Below are 16,727 nucleotides of genomic sequence, written 5' to 3'. Positions count from 1 at the left end.
CTTGGGGGATCTATGATCTCAAACAAACTAATCGCAAATGCGGAATCGGCCGCCGCGTTTCTCACTCTCATGGGCAACGAAAAGCGCCTGCTGATCGTGGCCTATCTGATCGACGGCGAAATGTCGGTCGGCGCCATCGCCGAAAAAGTGCAACTCAGCCAGTCCGCGCTGTCGCAGCACCTCGCCAAGCTGAGGGCGCTCGATCTCGTCGAGACGCGGCGCGACCGCCAGATGATCTACTATTCCTGCAAATCCGAAGCGGTGCGCGAATTGCTGCGTATGCTGGAAGGCATTTTCGGCGACGGCGATCTCTCCCAGATGGCCTATCGGTTGCGCCGCGCCGGGGCTTGACCCGCGCTCCAGTCGCTCATTACCTCGCTGATCAATCTTCGGCGAGGGTATACATGAACCTCATCCCCATCGACGACCCCCGGGACCCGCGCGTCGCCGCCTATCTCGACATCCGCGAGCGCGACCTCGTCGGCCGCCACGGCCGTTTCATCGCCGAAGGCAAGGTAGTGATGAACCTTTTGCTGTCGACCGGGCGCTTCGCCGCCGAGTCTGCCCTCATCCTCGAAAACAGGCTGGCCGGCGTGCGGGAAATCCTGCGCAAGGCGCCCCCGGATTTCCCGGTCTATGTCGCCGGCGGCGAGGTCATGGACCGGATCGCCGGCTTCCACATGCATCGCGGCATCCTGGCGATCGGCATGCGCGGCGATCCGGCGCCCGCCGAGCTTCTGCTGGAAGGCCTGCCCCGGCACGCCTTGGCCGTCGTCCTGGTCGGCATATCCAATCACGACAATATGGGGGCGATCTTCCGCAATGCCGCGGCCTTCGGCGCGGACGCGGTGCTGCTCGACCGAACCTGCTGCGATCCGCTTTACCGCAAGGCAATCCGCGTTTCCGTCGGCGCGGCTCTGAAGGTTCCCTTCGCGTCCTTCGACGATGCCGCAGCCTTCACCGCCACGCTCGACCGGCTTGGCTTCAGCCAGTTCGCGCTCTCGCCGCGCGGCACCACCGACATCCGGACCGCGCAGCATTCTGCCAGACTGGCACTCTATCTCGGCACTGAAGGCGAAGGCCTGCCGCCGGATTTGCTTACCCGCCTGCACACGGTAAGGATTGCCATGGCAGAAGGCTTCGACAGCCTGAACGTCGCGGCGGCTTCGGCGATCGCCCTGTATCACTTTTCAAACCGGTAGTGGCCCAACCTGGAGCCCGAACAGCCGCGGCGCTTGGAGGTGTGTTGAGATTCAGGTCTGGTCGAGTCGGAGTCGAAGACGGGCGCGAAGCGACCAAACTGGGCGATTTCCGAGAACCGGCCTACGCCGACCGTAGCCTTCAGATAGCGGAGAAACCTATGAGGGCTTCGGCGGCGAAGGCCGGAGCGGAGCGTACTTAACGTACGTGAGCACCGGAAGCGCAGGAAGCCGGCATTTGCAGGCCGGCCTCACCTGAATGTCAACACACCTCAGTTGGACGAGCCGGCCTTCTGCAAAGCCCTCACGCGATCGGCAAGGCTGACGCCGCGCCCATTTTGCTGCCCGTCACTCGCCAGCGCCTTGGCGATAGGGGAATCTGGCCCGTCGAGCTTCATCGTCAGGTTGACGACCTCGGCCGCCAGTTCGTTCATCTGCTCGCGAAGGCCGGCGCCGGAGCGTGGATCTCCTGCCGATTCGGGTTTCGCCGCTCCAGAGTCGGCAAGGTCGGTTTTCAGCCGCTTGTTCTCGCGCGCCAGTGCCGTCAGCCTCGCCTCCAGTCGTTCGCGGTCGCCCTCCAACCTGGCGATTGCCTTGTCGACATCGTCGCCTTTCGTATCGGCGCCCGCAGAAAGCCGCGCCACGCCGTTTACGGCGGCGGTTTCCTTCGAACGTTCTCGCATGCGAGCAAGGTCCTTCTCGCGCCGGTCGAGCTTCTCCTCACGGTCGGCAAGCGTGGCGAGCAGCCGCTCCACCTTCTTCTCGAGCTCGGCCGTCTTTCTCTTCTCCGCCTTCAATGCTTCGCGCGCAGCCTTGCTTTCCGAGACGATCTCCTGGTTGCGCTTGTCCGCCTCCTTGCGCTGGCTGCGCAGCACCGCGATGTCGCTGGCGAGTTTGTCCAGTTCCGATTCGCGGGCAACCAGTTCGATCTGGCGGTTCGAGGACGAGAAACTGGCGTCATCATACATCTGCTCGAGCTTTTGCAGCTCCAGCGCACGCTTCTCCAACGCCCGCTCGGCCTGCGCGTGCTTTTCCGAGAGGCGGTGCAAATCCTCCTCGCGCTGCCTGAGCTCCGCATTTTTGGCCTGCAGATCGGAGAGCGCCTGGTTCTTGTCCTTCTTTTCGACCGCGAGCCCCTTCAAGGCCTCGTGCCCGCGAGCGATCTCCACCACCTGCTCAGCCACCTTCTCCTGCAGGTTCTTGACGGTTATCTCCAGCCGGCGCGTCGTCATTGCATATTCCGCCCGGACCCGGTCCTTGTCCGCCTGGATCTCGGCAGGCGTCAGCGGCAACGAAGCCTCAAGGCGCCTGCGCGTCAGCACGACGGCCCGCCGCCAGACCGCCGGCGCGATCAGCGACACCAGAAAAACGGCGCAAAGGAAACCGAGTGCGAAGAACAGGACCGACTGGACCAAGGCGAGCTATCCACTTTACGGAGCGGCAATCGCTGGATTGTGCCACCTTGGCATGGCGGAAATTCAACGCCGCGGCAAGAGCTTGCCGCGGCGTGATCAGCACGGTCCGAGCGATTGTAACGGGCAGAACCCGATCAGAACGGGTTCCAGGTCGGCCTTTCGGTGAGCTTCAGATAGCCGAGATTGACGCCGAGGCGGGCGCCGACGCCGGTGCGGATCGGCACGATCAGCACGCGGTTGCTCTGCAGCACGTTGAAGCCCACGCCGGCTATCACGTAAGCGGACCCGGCCACGCCGCCGAAGCGGTTGTAGAGGCTGCTGATGTCGTCGAGGTTGTAGACCAGCATCATCACCCGAGAGCCCTCGCCGCCGAAATCCCAGCCGAGCGACGGCCCTTGCCAGAACACCTTATGGTCGCCAGCGTTCTTGGTGTAGAGCGTCCCCTCGCCATAGGTCAGGCCGCCGATGAGGGCCCCGGATCCCTCCTCGCCCAGCAGGTAGCCGTTCGGCAGGCCGTAGGACGCGAATACCTTCTCGACGACTGTGGCCAGGCCACCGGATGTCTCGCCGAAGAATTTATGACCGGAATCGACGATCTCCTGAGCTGTGTACTGTTGGGCCCGCGATGCCGCGGTCGAAAGGACCAAAGCCCCCAGGAGTGTGATGGTCATGGTGAGGACACGGACGAATGTCCGGTCGTAGTATCGGGAAAACATGCTTCCAATCTCCGTCAGGGAGCACTTTCGCCGACGCCTCGCACCCCTGCGGCTCTTGGCGGCCGTTCAGGGTGGCTATCACAGGCAAACTATGCCGTAATCCTTTTTCAACCATTAAGCTCCCACACGAAGATGGCGGTTCGAAGGCTGAGCTTTAGCGGCGACCACCGGTTTTCCCCTTGTGAACGCACCATTTTCGCGCTCGGCCATTGTGGATTTGTTGCTGCGCGCTCAGGCGCTGTGTATTCAGAAGGCCTTGGGGAGGCACGTGATTCGTGTGGGCGGGCGCGAAAACGGTCGCCCGGCCATGAACCAGTGACTTAAGCAGGGATTTCACCGATGGCCGAGCTCTTCACCCTTTCCGCGCCAGATCTGGCGGCGCTGCTTTGCAGCCGCGTCTGCCACGACATCATTTCGCCGGTCGGCGCAATCAACAACGGCCTGGAACTGCTCGACGAAGGCGGCGCCGACGAAGACGCCATGAAGCTCATTCGCCAGAGCGCCAAAAACGCCTCGGCGCGGCTGCAGTTTGCCCGCATCGCCTTCGGCGCCGCGGGTTCCGCCGGCATGATGATCGACACCGGTGATGCCGAGGCCGTGGCCATCGCCTTCTTGAAGAACGAAAAACCGGAACTGGTATGGAACGGCTCGCGCGCGCTGCTGCCCAAGAACAAGGTCAAGCTGCTGCTCAACCTCATTCTTGTCGCCCATGCGGCGATCCCGCGCGGCGGCAAGCTGGTGATCACGCTGGAGAATCTCGAAACCGAACCGCGCTTTTCGCTGTCGGCCAGTGGTCCGATGCTGCGCGTGCCGCCGAAATTCCTCGAACTGCATTCCGGCCATAAGCCCGAGGAGCCGATCGACGCCCATTCGGTCCAACCTTACTATACGCTGCTCCTGGCGCGCGAGGCCAACATGACGATCTCGATCCACGCGACCGCCGACGAGATCGTGCTCAGGGCTGAATAATATCGAGAAACGCTACGGTATCGCTCATCCATGATACTTGCGCCCGCAGTGCAGGCGCAGCAATGTTCTGCATCCATTGCGACAGCCGCGCCACGGTTCGGGAGAGCATGAAACGCCTCTTTGGAAAAACTTTACCTAACGGCTTTTCGGCTTCTTTACCAGATTGGCCTATGGTGCTGCCCTGTTACCCGGAGGCTGCCGGTTCGGCAGATGGCAAAGAGGATCCGGACATGAAGCGCTGCCTGTTCGTCGACGATTCGAGCGTCATCAGGAAGGTCGCAAAACGTATTCTTGGCGGCTCTGACATGATTGTCGTCGAGGCGTCGACCGGGATCGAGGCTACCGAAATCTGCGCCGACGACATGCCGGATGTCATCGTCATCGACGGTGGTCTGGCCGACGTCCAGGCCGTGGACCTTATTCGCCGCATCCGCGCTATCGAAGCTCCCACCAAGCCGCAGATCCTGGTCTCGCTGATCGAGGTCGATGCCGCGGCGATCATGCGCGCCAAGCGAGCCGGCGCCCAGGGCTATCTGCTGAAGCCCTTCAACCGTGCGCAACTGCTCGAGAGCTTCCGTTTCCTGAAGATAGCCGCCTGATTCGCAGGGACCGATTCCAGACAAAAAACCCGGCCTGAGCCGGGTTTTGTCTTAAGGCGCTGTGATCGCTCAGGCGCTGACGCGGATATCTTCCGGTTCGCGCAGCACATAGCCGCGGCCCCACACCGTCTCGATGTAGTTCTGTCCGCCGGACGCCGCGTCGAGCTTCTTGCGCAGCTTGCAGATGAAGACGTCGATGATCTTCAGCTCCGGCTCGTCCATGCCGCCGTAAAGATGGTTGAGGAACATTTCCTTGGTGAGCGTGGTGCCTTTGCGCAGCGAGAGCAGCTCCAGCATCTGATATTCCTTGCCGGTCAGGTGCACGCGCTGACCGCCGACCTCGACCGTCTTGGCGTCGAGGTTGACCACCAGGTCGCCCGTGGTGATGACCGACTGGGCGTGGCCCTTGGAGCGGCGCACGATAGCGTGGATGCGCGCCACCAGTTCGTCCTTGTGGAAGGGCTTGGTCATATAATCGTCTGCGCCGAAGCCGAGGCCGCGCACCTTGTCCTCAATGCCGGCCATGCCGGACAGGATCAGGATCGGCGTCTTGACCTTAGAGAGGCGCAGCGTGCGCAGGACTTCATAACCCGACATGTCGGGTAGATTGAGATCCAGAAGGATGATGTCGTAATCGTAGAGCTTGCCGAGGTCGACACCTTCTTCGCCGAGATCGGTCGTGTAGACGTTGAAGCTCTCCGATTTCAGCATCAATTCGATGCTTTGTGCGGTTGCACTGTCATCTTCAATCAGCAGAACACGCATTTCATTCCCCTTTTCTGCTGCCGGGCCGTCTCACGACCCGTCCGGGACCCGGAGCAGTGATTGCCTGAACAGAAGGTGCCACCGACTGGTTAACAAATCCTAATTTCGTGTCGTCCACGATACCAGATTTTTTAACCCCTTTCTACACCCACTTGAATCTAATACTGAATCACAGACGCAAACCGCTAATGCACCACATCAAAAAGTCAGCCTAAGTGACTCCAGAGACTCGCTGGCCCGGGCTTTCGCCGAGAGCCGGAATTTTTACCCGGCCTTAAGTCCTGGCCCGTATGATTAACAATGCCCGTAAACGAATGGTTACCGCCGGCGAAAATCTTTAGGGCTTTGTTTCCTATAGCCCAGGGAAAGCCGGGGGAAACGGGCAGCGCTTGGATCGTTCCGGGCGGACTGGACGGTATTGCAGGTGTGCGTTTGCGGAGTATCGAGTCATGAAGTCACGTGAAAACCTCGTTCGGCTGAAGCAATTTCAGGTGAATGAGAAGCGGCGGCAGCTCTTGCAGCTGGACATGATGATCGCCGAGTTCGAACGCATGGCCGTCGAGCTGGAGGCGCAGATCATCGCCGAAGAGAAAAAAGCCGGCATCACCGACATCAACCATTTCGCCTATCCGACCTTCGCCAAAGCGGCCCGCCTTCGCCGCGACAACCTTAGAAATTCACAAAGCGACCTCGCCCAGCAGCGAAGCACCGCCGAATCATTACTCGGCGAAGCTGAAGCGGAGCTTTCCAAGGCGGAGATGCTGGAATCGCGCGACACCAAGATCCGCGACGCTGAAATAGGCAGCCGCAGCGCCATGATCGGCTGATCGCCGGCATATTTGCAGTCCTTGCGGGAGACATGTCGAGCCGCAGGCATGCCGGCCCGCAGCCTCAGCACCGCCAACCGGTCGAATCGGCCTCGCCACCTGCTTCAGGACGCGGCCATCTCATCATGATCAGCCGATGCCCGGCCGCGGGCTTCCTTGATTTCCGGCGCATGCTCTTCGGCCCAGGATCGGATTTGGCTGAGCAGCCCGGCCAGGTTCTGGCCAAGCTCCGTAAGCTCATACTCCACGCGCGGCGGAATGACGGGAAACACCTCACGCCGCACAAGACCGTCGCGTTCCAGCACGCGCAGCGTCTGCGTCAGCATTTTGGGCGTGATGCCTTCCATCTTGCGCGCCAGCTCGCCGTTGCGCAGCCGGCCGCGCCGCAATGCGCAGACGGTTAGATACACCCACTTGCTGGCCAGCATCTCGAGCACGGTGTGCGATGGGCAGGTGCGCCGTAACGCGTCGTAGCCGAGTGGGGAGGCGTCGTCACTATCCATGAGGTGCCTATGTATAGAAAAGGTACATACTAGACAACAGAATATCACTATCCAAATGATAGCGGCGCACCAATCGAGCAGGAGGCTTCCATGCGTGCCGTTATCCAGAATGCTGTCGGCGGACCCGACGTCCTTTTCGTAGCCGAGCAGCCCGACCCCTCGCCCAAACCCGGTGAAGTGCTCGTCCGCGTCAAGGCGGCGGATGTCAATCCGGTCGATGGCGCCGTGCGCGGCGGTTTCTACCCGCTGCTCGGCGAGCCGCCATTCACACTGGGCTGGGACATTTCAGGCACAGTCGCGGCGCTCGGCGCCGGCGGGACCGCCTTCAAGGTCGGTGACGAGGTATTCGGCATGCCCCACTTCCCCAAACAGGCTGGCGCCTATGCCGAGCTTGCCGCGGCACCGGTGGACGAGATTGCCGCCAAACCTGCCGCCATCGACCATGCGCACGCCGCGGCGCTGCCTCTGGCTGGGCTGACGGCCTGGCAAGGCCTCGTCCGCCATGGCGGCCTGCAGGCGGGGCAACGCGCGCTGATCCATGCCGGCGCCGGTGGCGTCGGCCATCTGGCGGTGCAGATCGCCAAGGCGCGCGGCGCCTATGTCGTCGCCACCGCGAGCCCGGACAAGACGGATTTCGTCCGCGCGCTCGGCGCCGACGAGGTGATCGACTACACCAGGGACGATTTCACGAGGAAGGCCGGCAATGTCGATCTGGTGCTGGACCCGATCGGCGGCGACCATGCCGACCAATCGCTGGAAGTCCTGCGTGACGGCGGCGTTCTGGTCTCGCTGCTCAACGTTCACGATGCCACCAGGGCGAAGGCAAAGGAGCGGAATATCCGCGTCGAGCGCATGTCCGTGGTGCCCGACCGCGATGGCCTTGTCGAGCTTGCCAGGCTGGTTGATGCGGACAAGCTCATGCCGCACGTGGCCAAGGCTTTCCCGCTCGACCAGGCGGGGGCCGCCCATGCTTTTCTGGCCACGCGGCCGATCGGCAAGGTTGTGCTGACGGTCTGAGGCTTTACAACGGAAGCGAAAAGGGCGCGGAACACCGCGCCCTTTTGGATTTATGTCTGTCCAGCCTAGTGCCGGTATTGCTGGATGCGGGTGGTGCGCAGCCCGGCAAGGCCATATTCGTCGATCGATGCCTGCCAGGAGAGAAATTCTTCGGTGGTGAGCTTGTAGCGCTGGCAGGCTTCTTCAAGGCTGAGCAGGCCGCCGCGCACGGCTGCGACCACTTCCGCCTTGCGCCGGATAACCCAGCGCCGCGTGTTCGTCGGGGGCAGATCGGCGATCGTAAGAGGGCTGCCGTCGGGCCCAATAACATACTTGACTCTAGGTCTAACCAGATCGGTCATCGTACTCTCTACTAAAAACTCAAAGACCCAATCCCCGCCACAGTACCGCCACAGCTTTAAAAATTGCCTAAGCGAACCCTAATCACTAGGTAAGGATCGTGAACGCCCGGTTAGGATATCGTTTAGGATTTGAAACACTGGCCTCCAGGCCCTGACTTTGCCCATAAACCCGCCTTGGACCGCAAGCTGGCGCACACGCGGCGCTTGACCTATATTCCGCCCATTGGCATTGAGCGCCGCACAGTGAAAGCATCATGAACAGCCTCGATCTCCCTCGCCGCCCCGAAGAAACCCGCGTCGTCGTCGCGATGTCGGGCGGTGTTGATTCGTCTGTGGTCGCGGGCATCCTGAAGCGCGAGGGCTATGACGTCGTCGGCGTGACGCTGCAGCTCTACGATCACGGCGCGGCCACCCATCGCGCCGGCTCGTGCTGCGCCGGCCAGGACATAGACGATGCCCGCCGCGTTTCCGAGACCCTTGGCATTCCGCACTATGTGCTCGACTATGAAGAGCGTTTCCGCAAGGCGGTCATCGATCCTTTTGCCGAGAGCTACGTCGCCGGCGAGACGCCGATCCCCTGCGTTTCCTGCAATCAGACGGTCAAGTTCGCCGATCTGCTCGCGACCGCGCAGGACCTCGGCGCCGACGCCTTGGCCACCGGCCACTATATCCGCTCGCGCGCCAATGGCGCGCATCGCGCGCTCTACCGGCCGGTCGACGCCGACCGCGACCAGAGCTATTTCCTGTTCGCCACCACGCAGGCGCAGATCGATTATCTGCGCTTCCCGCTCGGCGGTCTTTCCAAGCCGCAGGTCCGCGCCATTGCCGAGGAGATGGGGCTGACCGTCGCCGCCAAGCAGGACAGCCAGGACATCTGCTTCGTGCCGCAGGGCAAATATTCCGACATCATCGCCAAGCTGAAGCCCGCGGCCGCCAACCCCGGCGACATCGTCCATATCGATGGCCGCGTGCTCGGCCGCCACGAAGGCATCCTGCGCTACACGATCGGCCAGCGCCGCGGCATCGGCATCGCCTCCGGCGAGCCGCTCTATGTCGTCCATCTGGATGCCGACCGGGCACGCGTCATCGTCGGCCCGCGCGAGGCGCTGGAGACCCACAAGATCTACCTGCGCGCCATGAACTGGCTGGGCGACGGGCCGCTGTCGGACGTTCCGGCCGGCGGGATCGAGCTTTTCGCCAAAGTCCGCTCGACCAGGCCGCCGCGTCCGGCCGTGCTGCATCATCGCAACGGCGTGACGTCGGTCGAGCTGGCCGACGGCGAATCGGGTATCGCGCCGGGGCAGGCCTGCGTGCTCTATTCCGACGACGGCAACGAGGCGCGCGTCTTCGGCGGCGGTTTCATCGAACGTTCCGAGCGTGGAGCCGAGGCCGAGGCCATGCTGTCCAGGCTGGCCGCGAGACCGGCGCAGATCCCCGCCGAATAAAATCCCGGCTTTCGGTCAGCCGACTTTCAGGGCGACCCAACTTTCGGCCTTATTGCCGCTTCAGGGCGGCTCAGGCGGACGAGCCGGTATGGATCACCGTGCCGGCGGTTAGGATGCGCAGCACCCTGATCGCCTCCTCACCATCGGTGCGCGGCTCGGCGCGCGTCTCGATGCATTGCATGAAATGGGCAAGCTCGCGCGTCAGCGGCATGCCCTCGCCGACCGGCACGTAGGAAGGCTCGTTGGCCGTGAACGCCCACTGGCCGCTGTCCTGCCAGACCGCGTGGCGGTACACGGCAAGCTTGCGCTCCCAGGGCTCGACGTCGTCGAACACCGCCATCGCCTTGGTGCCGACGACCGTCAGCCGCCGCTCGCGATAGGGATTGAGGCGCGAGGCGAAGAGATGGCTGCGCAGGCCGTTCGGAAAGCGCATATGCAGATGCGCGAAGTCGCTGAGATTGTCGAGCAGCGCCGCTCCCTCGCCCCTCACCTCGATCGGCTCGGTGCCGGTGATGGCCAGGATCATCGACAGGTCATGCGGCGCAAGGTCCCAGAGCGCGTCGTTCTCGGTGTGGAACTTGCCGAGGCCGAGCCGGTGCGAATGGATGTAGCGCACCTCGCCAAGCTCGCCATTGTCGATCAGCGCCTTCAGCGTCTCGAAAGCCGGATGGAAGCGCAGCACATGGCCGACCATGAAGACGCGGCCATTGTCCTTGGCCGCCTTCACCGCGCGCTCGGCATCGGCGACCGTCAGCGCGATCGGCTTTTCCACCAGCACGTCCTTGCCGCTTTCGACGGCCCGAACCGCGGTGTCGGCATGGAATTGCGGCGGCAGCGCCATGACGATGGCGTCGATATCGTTTCTCTCGAACAGTCTGTCCGGCTCGATCGCTAGGCAATCCTGCTCGCTGGCGAAACCTTCGGCGCGCGCGCGGTTGACGTCGGAAACGGCATGCAGCGCGCCAAGCGCCTTGAGGGTGCGGATATGGTTGCTGCCCCAGTATCCGCAACCGAGGACGGCGATGCGCGGCTTCATTCGTTCAAACTCTAGAATTTCATGGCCGAGACATAGCGACGTGCCCCGCCGAACTCAACCCCGGGACATGTCCTGAGTGTCTGTCCGGCAAAGCTTTTCTGGGACGAGAATATACGGGCTGGATTATGCCGGCATGTCGGCCTCATCCAAGCTTGACAGGCTCACCCTCCCAACCTTATATCCGCGCGACCTTGGCGAACGCCTCGCGATACCCGTCCATCCAGGACGGTTTTCCGGGCCATTTGCCACCCTGGCGGGGTAGCTCAGTTGGTTAGAGCACGGGAATCATAATCCTGGGGTCGGGGGTTCAAGTCCCTCTCCCGCTACCATCGTTCCCACTGAAAGATGGGCCGGTGCCGAATGTTGAAAGCGGAGAGAACGGTCCTCAACTACCACCGTTAACAACACCGAGGCTTCCGAGGCCTCTCGCTCCTACCAAAGCATCTAGTTTTCCCCGAAATGTTGACACTTACGCCCCCTACCGATCCGGGTAGACGATCACGCTGTCCACGCAGCGACGGTGCGCCTTCGAGATGGCCTGGCGAATCCCATCGATTGCCGCGGATCGAGCGCCTCGCAGACGCCACAGGGAACCAATGCTTCGCATAAGGTCGGCACATCAGAATTTTGATCCATAGACAGGCTCCAGCCGGCAACGTTGCGGTTCGGCTCGGATCGCGCCGTGCGACGCTGCAAACACGACCGGTAAGGGATACAATTGCCGGAGCGAATGCGTCCCCGGGATGGCTCAAATGTCCTCCATCGATTCTCTCGCCGCAAGATTGTTGTCGGCGACATTGATGTTCGATCGGGCGTCGTTGCTGGCGCTCGAGGCTTTGGCTGCCGAATCCGATCGTCGGGTCCTGAGGCGCGGTGAGGTCCTGGTTCGCGAAGGCGATCCATCGGACAGGTTCTTCGTTGTGCTGTCCGGTCGCTTTACGGTGCACAAAGGAGATTCGATTGGCTCGGTCGCCGAGATCGCACAGGGCGAACTAGTCGGCGAAATTGGTTTCTTTGCAGGGCTGCCCCGTACGGCCACTGTCCTTGCAGCGCGCGATTCGATCGTCCTTGAAATCAGCCGTAATAATTTCGAGAAGGCGGCCAAGGCTCTGCCGAACCTGAGAGAAGCGGTCACAATATCGCTGGCGCGCCGGTTCGCCTCGCAATCTCCGATTTTGTCACGTCTCCAGAAACCCGCCAAGATCCGAACGCTTGCCATCATTGCAGCCGGCGGAAGTCGCATCTCACCGGTTTTCATCGCGCACCTACAGCAAGAGTTCAGCGCGGTCACGCGCGCTCAGTTCGTTTCCCGGCTTGACGTCCACGCGAAGTTCGCAGGTCGTCCGATCGACGACCAGCCGGTCCTTAACTGGTTGAACGAACTGGAGGCGCAAGCCGAATTCGTTGTCTACGTGGCCGATGAAGAACCTAATGAATGGACACGAGTCTGCATTCGCCAAGCCGATACCGTCCTGTTGCTCGCGAACGCGTCCTCCTCGCCTCACTTGAACACCTCCGAGGAATTGGCGCTATCGGTCCATCCACCATCGACCGGTCGGCTTGTCCTAATTCACGACAGTCGCTCAGCTGCGGTCACCGGAACCTCGGCGTGGCTCGATGAGCGTCCTCATATCGGCCAGCATCATCATGTTGCGCTGGAGGACATGTCTGATATCCAGCGCCTGGTCCGATTTATTTCCCGCAAGGCACGTGGCTTCGTGGCGGCGGGGGGTGGGTCCCTGGGCAGCGCCCATGTGGGCGTCTACAAGGCCTTCGTCGAGGCGGGCGGGCGCTTCGACTATCTCGGCGGGACGAGTTCCGGGGCGGCGATGATGGCCGGCTTCGCAAGAGGGTTGGACGCGGAGCAGATCGACCGCGGCACGCATAACGTGTTTGTCAAGAGTCGGGCGTTTCGGCGCCCCACCTTGCCGCGTTTCGCGCTTCTAGATCACAAAGCCTTCGATCGGGCCCTTCGGGAGGAATACGGCGACGTTCTGATCGAAGATCTCTGGCTTCCGTTCTTCGCGCTTTCGACCAATCTGAGCAGCCGTCAGCCCCATGTCCACCGTCGTGGAAAACTCTGGCAAGCCGTTCGGGCATCCGGTTCGCTCCCGGGTGTCCTGCCGCCTTTCTTTACGGCTGACGGCGATATGCTGGTGGACGGCGCCATCATGAACAATTTGCCGCTGGAACAGATGAGGGAACTCAAGACCGGCCCCAATGTCATCGTGAGCTTTGGGACCAGCGGACCGCAAAAATACCACATCGACTATGACCGCATCCCCGGCAGATCGGAACTGGCGGCCGCCCTGCTGAACCCTTTCGGCCGTGCGCGCTTGCCGCAGGTTCCGAGCATGCTTCAGGTTATTGCCGCGAGTATGTTGGCACACGGGCCTCAGGACCTTGCTGTCGGCGACGAGGATGTCTTGGTCTGTCCGCAGGTTTCGGGCACCTTCATGGATTGGAGTCGGCATTCCGAGTTGTTTTCGGACGCCTACGACCGCACGGCGCAATGGATCGAGGAACGTCTCCGCCACAACGACTCTGGACTCCGTGCGATGCTCGGTAAGGCACATCCTTAGCGCATCACGGTCCCACTATGCTCAAGCGGTTCACGGAGGGTATCGGCTGACCTCTGTACCCAAAATTGGAAAATTTCGACTAAGCCGCGTCCTCCGATAGCAAAAGAATGCCCTTCGATAGTGGGTCTCGCGAAGTAGCGCTCTCCCGCTACCAACCCTCTCCAGGGCATCCAAAGAATTTAATGAAACCGATGGGCAGCTAAGCGCTGTGTCCTGACACGTCGCACCGCATCCCTTCCGCAGCCCAGGATCGAGCTCAATTGAATTCGCTTGGGCGGCGGCCTATACGTCGAGGCCATGGAAACCATAGCCAGCGCCCAGAAAAACATCATTCCGCTGTCCGTCCGCGCGCCTCGTTCCGGGCGGGCAGCGCCGTTCCTGCCGATGAGCCGCGCCGAGATGACAGCGCTCGGCTGGGATGAATGCGACATCGTGCTGGTCACGGGCGACGCCTATGTCGATCATCCGAGCTTTGGCATGGCGATCATCGGCCGCCTGCTCGAATCCCAGGGTTTTCGGGTCGGCATCATCTCGCAGCCCGACTGGCAGTCGGCGGAGCCGTTCAAGGCGCTGGGCAGGCCGAGACTGTTCTTCGGCGTCACCGGCGGCAACCTCGATTCCATGGTCAACCGCTATACGTCGGATCGCAAGCTGCGCCATGACGACGCCTATACGGCGGGCGGCGAGGGCGGCAAGCGGCCGGACCGCTGCACGATCGTCTACACGCAGCGCTGCCGCGAGGCCTACAAGGATGTGCCGGTGGTGCTGGGCGGCATCGAGGCCTCGCTGCGCCGCATCGCCCACTATGACTATTGGTCCGACAAGGTGCGCCGTTCGATCCTGGCGGACGCCAAGGCCGATCTTTTGATCTACGGCAATGCCGAGCGCGCCGTCGTCGAGGTGGCCAACCGCCTCGCCGCCGGCGACACGCCGCGCCAACTCGATACCATCAGGGGCGTCGCCCTGTTCCGCCGCGTGCCCGAGCATTTCACCGAACTCCATGCCGACGATCTCGATTCCGCCGACGAGGGCGCCAGCCGCAAGCCCGGCGACATCGTGATCCGGCTGCCGTCGTTCGAGCAGGTCGAGGGCGATCGCGATGCCTATGCCCGCGCCTCGCGCGTCCTGCATCGCGAGGCCAATCCCGGCAACGCACGCCCGCTCGTCCAGCGCCATGGCGACCGCGACCTGTGGCTCAATCCGCCGCCCATCCCGCTGACCTCCGAGGAGATGGACGCCGTCTACGACCTGCCCTATGCGCGCGCGCCGCACCCGTTCTATGGCGACGCCAAAATCCCCGCCTGGGACATGATCAAATTCTCGGTGACGGTGATGCGCGGCTGCTTCGGCGGCTGCACTTTCTGCTCGATCACCGAGCACGAAGGCCGCATCATCCAGAACCGCTCCGAGGGCTCGATCCTGCGCGAGATCGAGAAGATCCGCGACAAGACCCCGGGCTTCACCGGCGTGATCTCCGATATCGGCGGGCCGACCGCCAATATGTACCGGATGGCCTGCAAGGACCCCAAGATCGAGGCGGCCTGCCGGCTGCCGTCCTGCGTGTTTCCCGACATCTGCCCCAACCTCAACACCTCGCATGACGACCTGATCCGGCTCTACCGCAAGGTCCGCGAGGTCAAGGGCGTCAAGAAGGTGATGGTCGCCTCCGGCGTGCGTTACGACCTCGCCGTCAAGAGCCCCGAATATGTCAAGGAACTGGTGACCCACCACGTCGGCGGCTACCTCAAGATCGCGCCCGAGCACACCGAGCGCGGGCCGCTCGACAAGATGATGAAGCCAGGCATCGGCACCTATGACCGCTTCAAGGAGATGTTCGACGCAGCCGCCAGGGAAGCCGGCAAGAAATACTATCTCATTCCGTATTTCATCGCCGCCCATCCCGGCACGACCGACGAGGACATGCTGCATTTGGCGCTCTGGCTGAAGAAGAACCGCTACCGCGCCGACCAGGTACAGACCTTCCTGCCTTCGCCCATGGCCACCGCGACGGCGATGTACCATACCGGCGTCAACACGCTGAGGGGCGTGCGGCGTGGCGCGACCGACAAGGTCGAGACCGTGCGCGGCGGGCGCAAGCGCCGGCTGCACAAGGCATTCCTGCGCTACCACGACCCCGACAATTGGCCGCTGCTGCGCGATGCCTTGAAGGAGATGGGCCGCGCCGACCTTATCGGCCCTCGCCCCGACCAGCTCGTGCCCGCCCACCAGCCGCCCGGCACCGGCAAGGCCGCCGCCACGAAGCGCCCCATGCGACCCATCGGCAGAGGTCAGCGATTCACCACCAAGGGCGTGCCCTTCCCAAAGAAGTAAGCCTATAGCGCCGTCAGCATAGCTGACCTGCCGGGTGGCGATCCGAGCCACAAGCAGATCCACTTTCGCCGGCAGCTTGGCCGCTCGAGTCGGACGTCAAAGCCACGTTGAGCAACTTCCAAAAGCGGACTTCGCCAGCGCCCGCACCGGAACTTCGCGGCTGCGGACCCACTGAACAGTCTCTGCGAGCTTCGGCCACCGCTTAACCGGCGGTTGAAGCGGAAGTTATTGGCAGACGGTCGGGAAGGCGGGATCGGGTCCATTCTTTTGGGCTGACAAACCACACCCATTAACACCAGAATTAGGCCCGCTCTTGGGAGGCTGGACTATCAAAGACGAATACCTAAAAGAGATTAAGCCCAAACCCGCCTCTCGAAGGAGGAGAAAAATTGAAACGCATCGATATGGAAATGAGCGGCGGCTGCCAGTGCGGTGCCGTGCGCTACCATGCAAGCGCTATACTCGACAACTCGCATCTCTGCCATTGCCGCATGTGCCAGAAAGCCTCGGGCAACATCTTTGCCGCGCTCGTCGCCGCGCCCGATGAGGCGCTCACCTGGACACGCGGCAAGCCGAGCGTCTGGAAGAGCTCGGAGCTTGTCGAGCGCGGCTTCTGCGCCAATTGCGGCACGCCATTGTTCTTCCACCACCTCGAAAACGGTCGCACCAACCTGATGATTGGTTCGCTTGACGATCCGCACGCCTTCCCGCCGCTTGCCAACACCTGCACCGAAAACATGGTGGCATGGTTCGATACGATCACGGGCATAGAAAATACCGGTGCGACCGAAAGCAACGGAGCCGACTGGGCCGCGGCGATCAAGAAGAGCAACAACCAGCACCCTGATCACGATACCACCTCATGGGCGGTGAGGAGGCGTGATGGCTGAGTCCTATTGCGGCGGTTGCCAGTGCGCGCTGTCCATTGCCGCTAATTCGTGCCTCGAAGCAGCCCCGTCAGCTTCCGACCCATTCGGGGCAT

General features: G+C 62.3%; 16 protein-coding genes and 1 tRNA gene. 11 read left to right on the top strand and 6 right to left on the bottom strand.

All coding sequences use genetic code 11. The features are described 5' to 3' along the window. Nucleotides 1–12 precede the first annotated feature (12 nt). Together CK230_RS11150 and CK230_RS11145 are read left to right on the top strand one after the other, a co-directional pair. Entirely contained in the window at nucleotides 13–351 is a 339-nt protein-coding gene (locus CK230_RS11150; RefSeq protein ID WP_095817215.1) for a metalloregulator ArsR/SmtB family transcription factor, read from the top strand. Between the two features lie 53 nt (nucleotides 352–404). Beyond that, nucleotides 405–1,202, top strand: a complete 798-nt coding sequence (locus CK230_RS11145; protein WP_095817214.1) for an RNA methyltransferase — start codon at nucleotides 405–407, stop codon at nucleotides 1,200–1,202. 269 nt (nucleotides 1,203–1,471) lie between these two features. On the opposite strand, the gene CK230_RS11140 is transcribed toward CK230_RS11145, so the two are convergent. Next, complete coding sequence (locus CK230_RS11140; protein WP_095817213.1) at nucleotides 1,472–2,614, bottom strand: hypothetical protein; 1,143 nt, start codon at nucleotides 2,612–2,614, stop codon at nucleotides 1,472–1,474. Between the two features lie 134 nt (nucleotides 2,615–2,748). Beyond that, nucleotides 2,749–3,285, bottom strand: coding sequence for an EipA family protein (locus CK230_RS11135; protein ID WP_245429896.1), 537 nt, complete (start codon nucleotides 3,283–3,285; stop codon nucleotides 2,749–2,751). A 384-nt stretch (nucleotides 3,286–3,669) separates the two neighbouring features. Here CK230_RS11135 and CK230_RS11130 point away from each other — a divergent pair, with 384 nt between their 5' ends. Further along, nucleotides 3,670–4,299 (top strand): histidine phosphotransferase family protein, encoded by a 630-nt coding sequence (locus tag CK230_RS11130; RefSeq protein ID WP_095817211.1) that lies wholly within the window; start codon nucleotides 3,670–3,672, stop codon nucleotides 4,297–4,299. Between the two features lie 230 nt (nucleotides 4,300–4,529). After that, on the top strand, nucleotides 4,530–4,898 hold the full coding sequence (locus CK230_RS11125; protein WP_095817491.1) for a response regulator: 369 nt from the start codon (nucleotides 4,530–4,532) through the stop codon (nucleotides 4,896–4,898). 69 nt (nucleotides 4,899–4,967) lie between these two features. Here CK230_RS11125 and ctrA read toward each other — a convergent pair whose 3' ends face one another. Beyond that, nucleotides 4,968–5,663 carry a cell cycle two-component system response regulator CtrA gene (ctrA, locus tag CK230_RS11120; RefSeq protein WP_006203583.1) on the bottom strand — a complete coding sequence of 232 codons (696 nt, stop codon included), beginning with the start codon at nucleotides 5,661–5,663 and terminating at the stop codon, nucleotides 4,968–4,970. A gap of 449 nt (nucleotides 5,664–6,112) precedes the next feature. Here ctrA and CK230_RS11115 point away from each other — a divergent pair, with 449 nt between their 5' ends. Then, on the top strand, nucleotides 6,113–6,490 hold the full coding sequence (locus CK230_RS11115; RefSeq protein WP_095817210.1) for a flagellar export protein FliJ: 378 nt from the start codon (nucleotides 6,113–6,115) through the stop codon (nucleotides 6,488–6,490). Nucleotides 6,491–6,594: 104 nt separating this feature from the next. Here CK230_RS11115 and CK230_RS11110 read toward each other — a convergent pair whose 3' ends face one another. Beyond that, a complete protein-coding gene (locus tag CK230_RS11110; protein WP_095817209.1) occupies nucleotides 6,595–6,993 on the bottom strand; it encodes a helix-turn-helix domain-containing protein in 399 nt (132 codons plus the stop codon). 90 nt (nucleotides 6,994–7,083) lie between these two features. Between CK230_RS11110 and CK230_RS11105 the strand changes: the two genes are divergently transcribed. Further along, nucleotides 7,084–8,010, top strand: a complete 927-nt coding sequence (locus CK230_RS11105; RefSeq protein ID WP_095817208.1) for an NADP-dependent oxidoreductase — start codon at nucleotides 7,084–7,086, stop codon at nucleotides 8,008–8,010. Between the two features lie 65 nt (nucleotides 8,011–8,075). Here the strand turns inward: CK230_RS11105 and CK230_RS11100 are convergent, their stop codons facing one another. Next, nucleotides 8,076–8,351, bottom strand: a complete 276-nt coding sequence (locus CK230_RS11100; protein ID WP_006203587.1) for a DUF1153 domain-containing protein — start codon at nucleotides 8,349–8,351, stop codon at nucleotides 8,076–8,078. Between the two features lie 254 nt (nucleotides 8,352–8,605). Between CK230_RS11100 and mnmA the strand changes: the two genes are divergently transcribed. Further along, the gene (gene mnmA / locus CK230_RS11095) at nucleotides 8,606–9,796 is read left to right on the top strand and encodes a tRNA 2-thiouridine(34) synthase MnmA (protein ID WP_095817207.1); all 1,191 of its coding nucleotides are present in this window, start codon (nucleotides 8,606–8,608) and stop codon (nucleotides 9,794–9,796) included. A 70-nt stretch (nucleotides 9,797–9,866) separates the two neighbouring features. Here the strand turns inward: mnmA and CK230_RS11090 are convergent, their stop codons facing one another. After that, complete coding sequence (locus tag CK230_RS11090; RefSeq protein WP_095817206.1) at nucleotides 9,867–10,832, bottom strand: Gfo/Idh/MocA family oxidoreductase; 966 nt, start codon at nucleotides 10,830–10,832, stop codon at nucleotides 9,867–9,869. A 252-nt stretch (nucleotides 10,833–11,084) separates the two neighbouring features. On the opposite strand from CK230_RS11090, the gene CK230_RS11085 reads away from it, so the two are divergent. The 4 genes from CK230_RS11085 (at nucleotide 11,085) to CK230_RS11070 (ending at nucleotide 16,635) form a co-directional block, all read left to right on the top strand. Beyond that, a tRNA-Met gene (locus tag CK230_RS11085) sits at nucleotides 11,085–11,161 on the top strand. A 423-nt stretch (nucleotides 11,162–11,584) separates the two neighbouring features. Further along, nucleotides 11,585–13,414 (top strand): patatin-like phospholipase family protein, encoded by a 1,830-nt coding sequence (locus tag CK230_RS11080; RefSeq protein WP_176480073.1) that lies wholly within the window; start codon nucleotides 11,585–11,587, stop codon nucleotides 13,412–13,414. Between the two features lie 297 nt (nucleotides 13,415–13,711). Then, nucleotides 13,712–15,745, top strand: coding sequence for a YgiQ family radical SAM protein (locus CK230_RS11075; RefSeq protein ID WP_095817490.1), 2,034 nt, complete (start codon nucleotides 13,712–13,714; stop codon nucleotides 15,743–15,745). Between the two features lie 389 nt (nucleotides 15,746–16,134). Continuing rightward, nucleotides 16,135–16,635 (top strand): GFA family protein, encoded by a 501-nt coding sequence (locus CK230_RS11070; protein ID WP_095817204.1) that lies wholly within the window; start codon nucleotides 16,135–16,137, stop codon nucleotides 16,633–16,635. The last annotated feature ends 92 nt before the right edge of the window (nucleotides 16,636–16,727 follow it).

This window comes from Mesorhizobium sp. WSM3859 (assembly GCF_002295065.1).
In the GTDB taxonomy this organism is placed as follows: Bacteria; Pseudomonadota; Alphaproteobacteria; order Rhizobiales; family Rhizobiaceae; genus Mesorhizobium.
The sequence above is the reverse complement of the archived record's forward strand: the minus strand, read 5'-3'. Positions and strand labels throughout refer to the sequence as shown.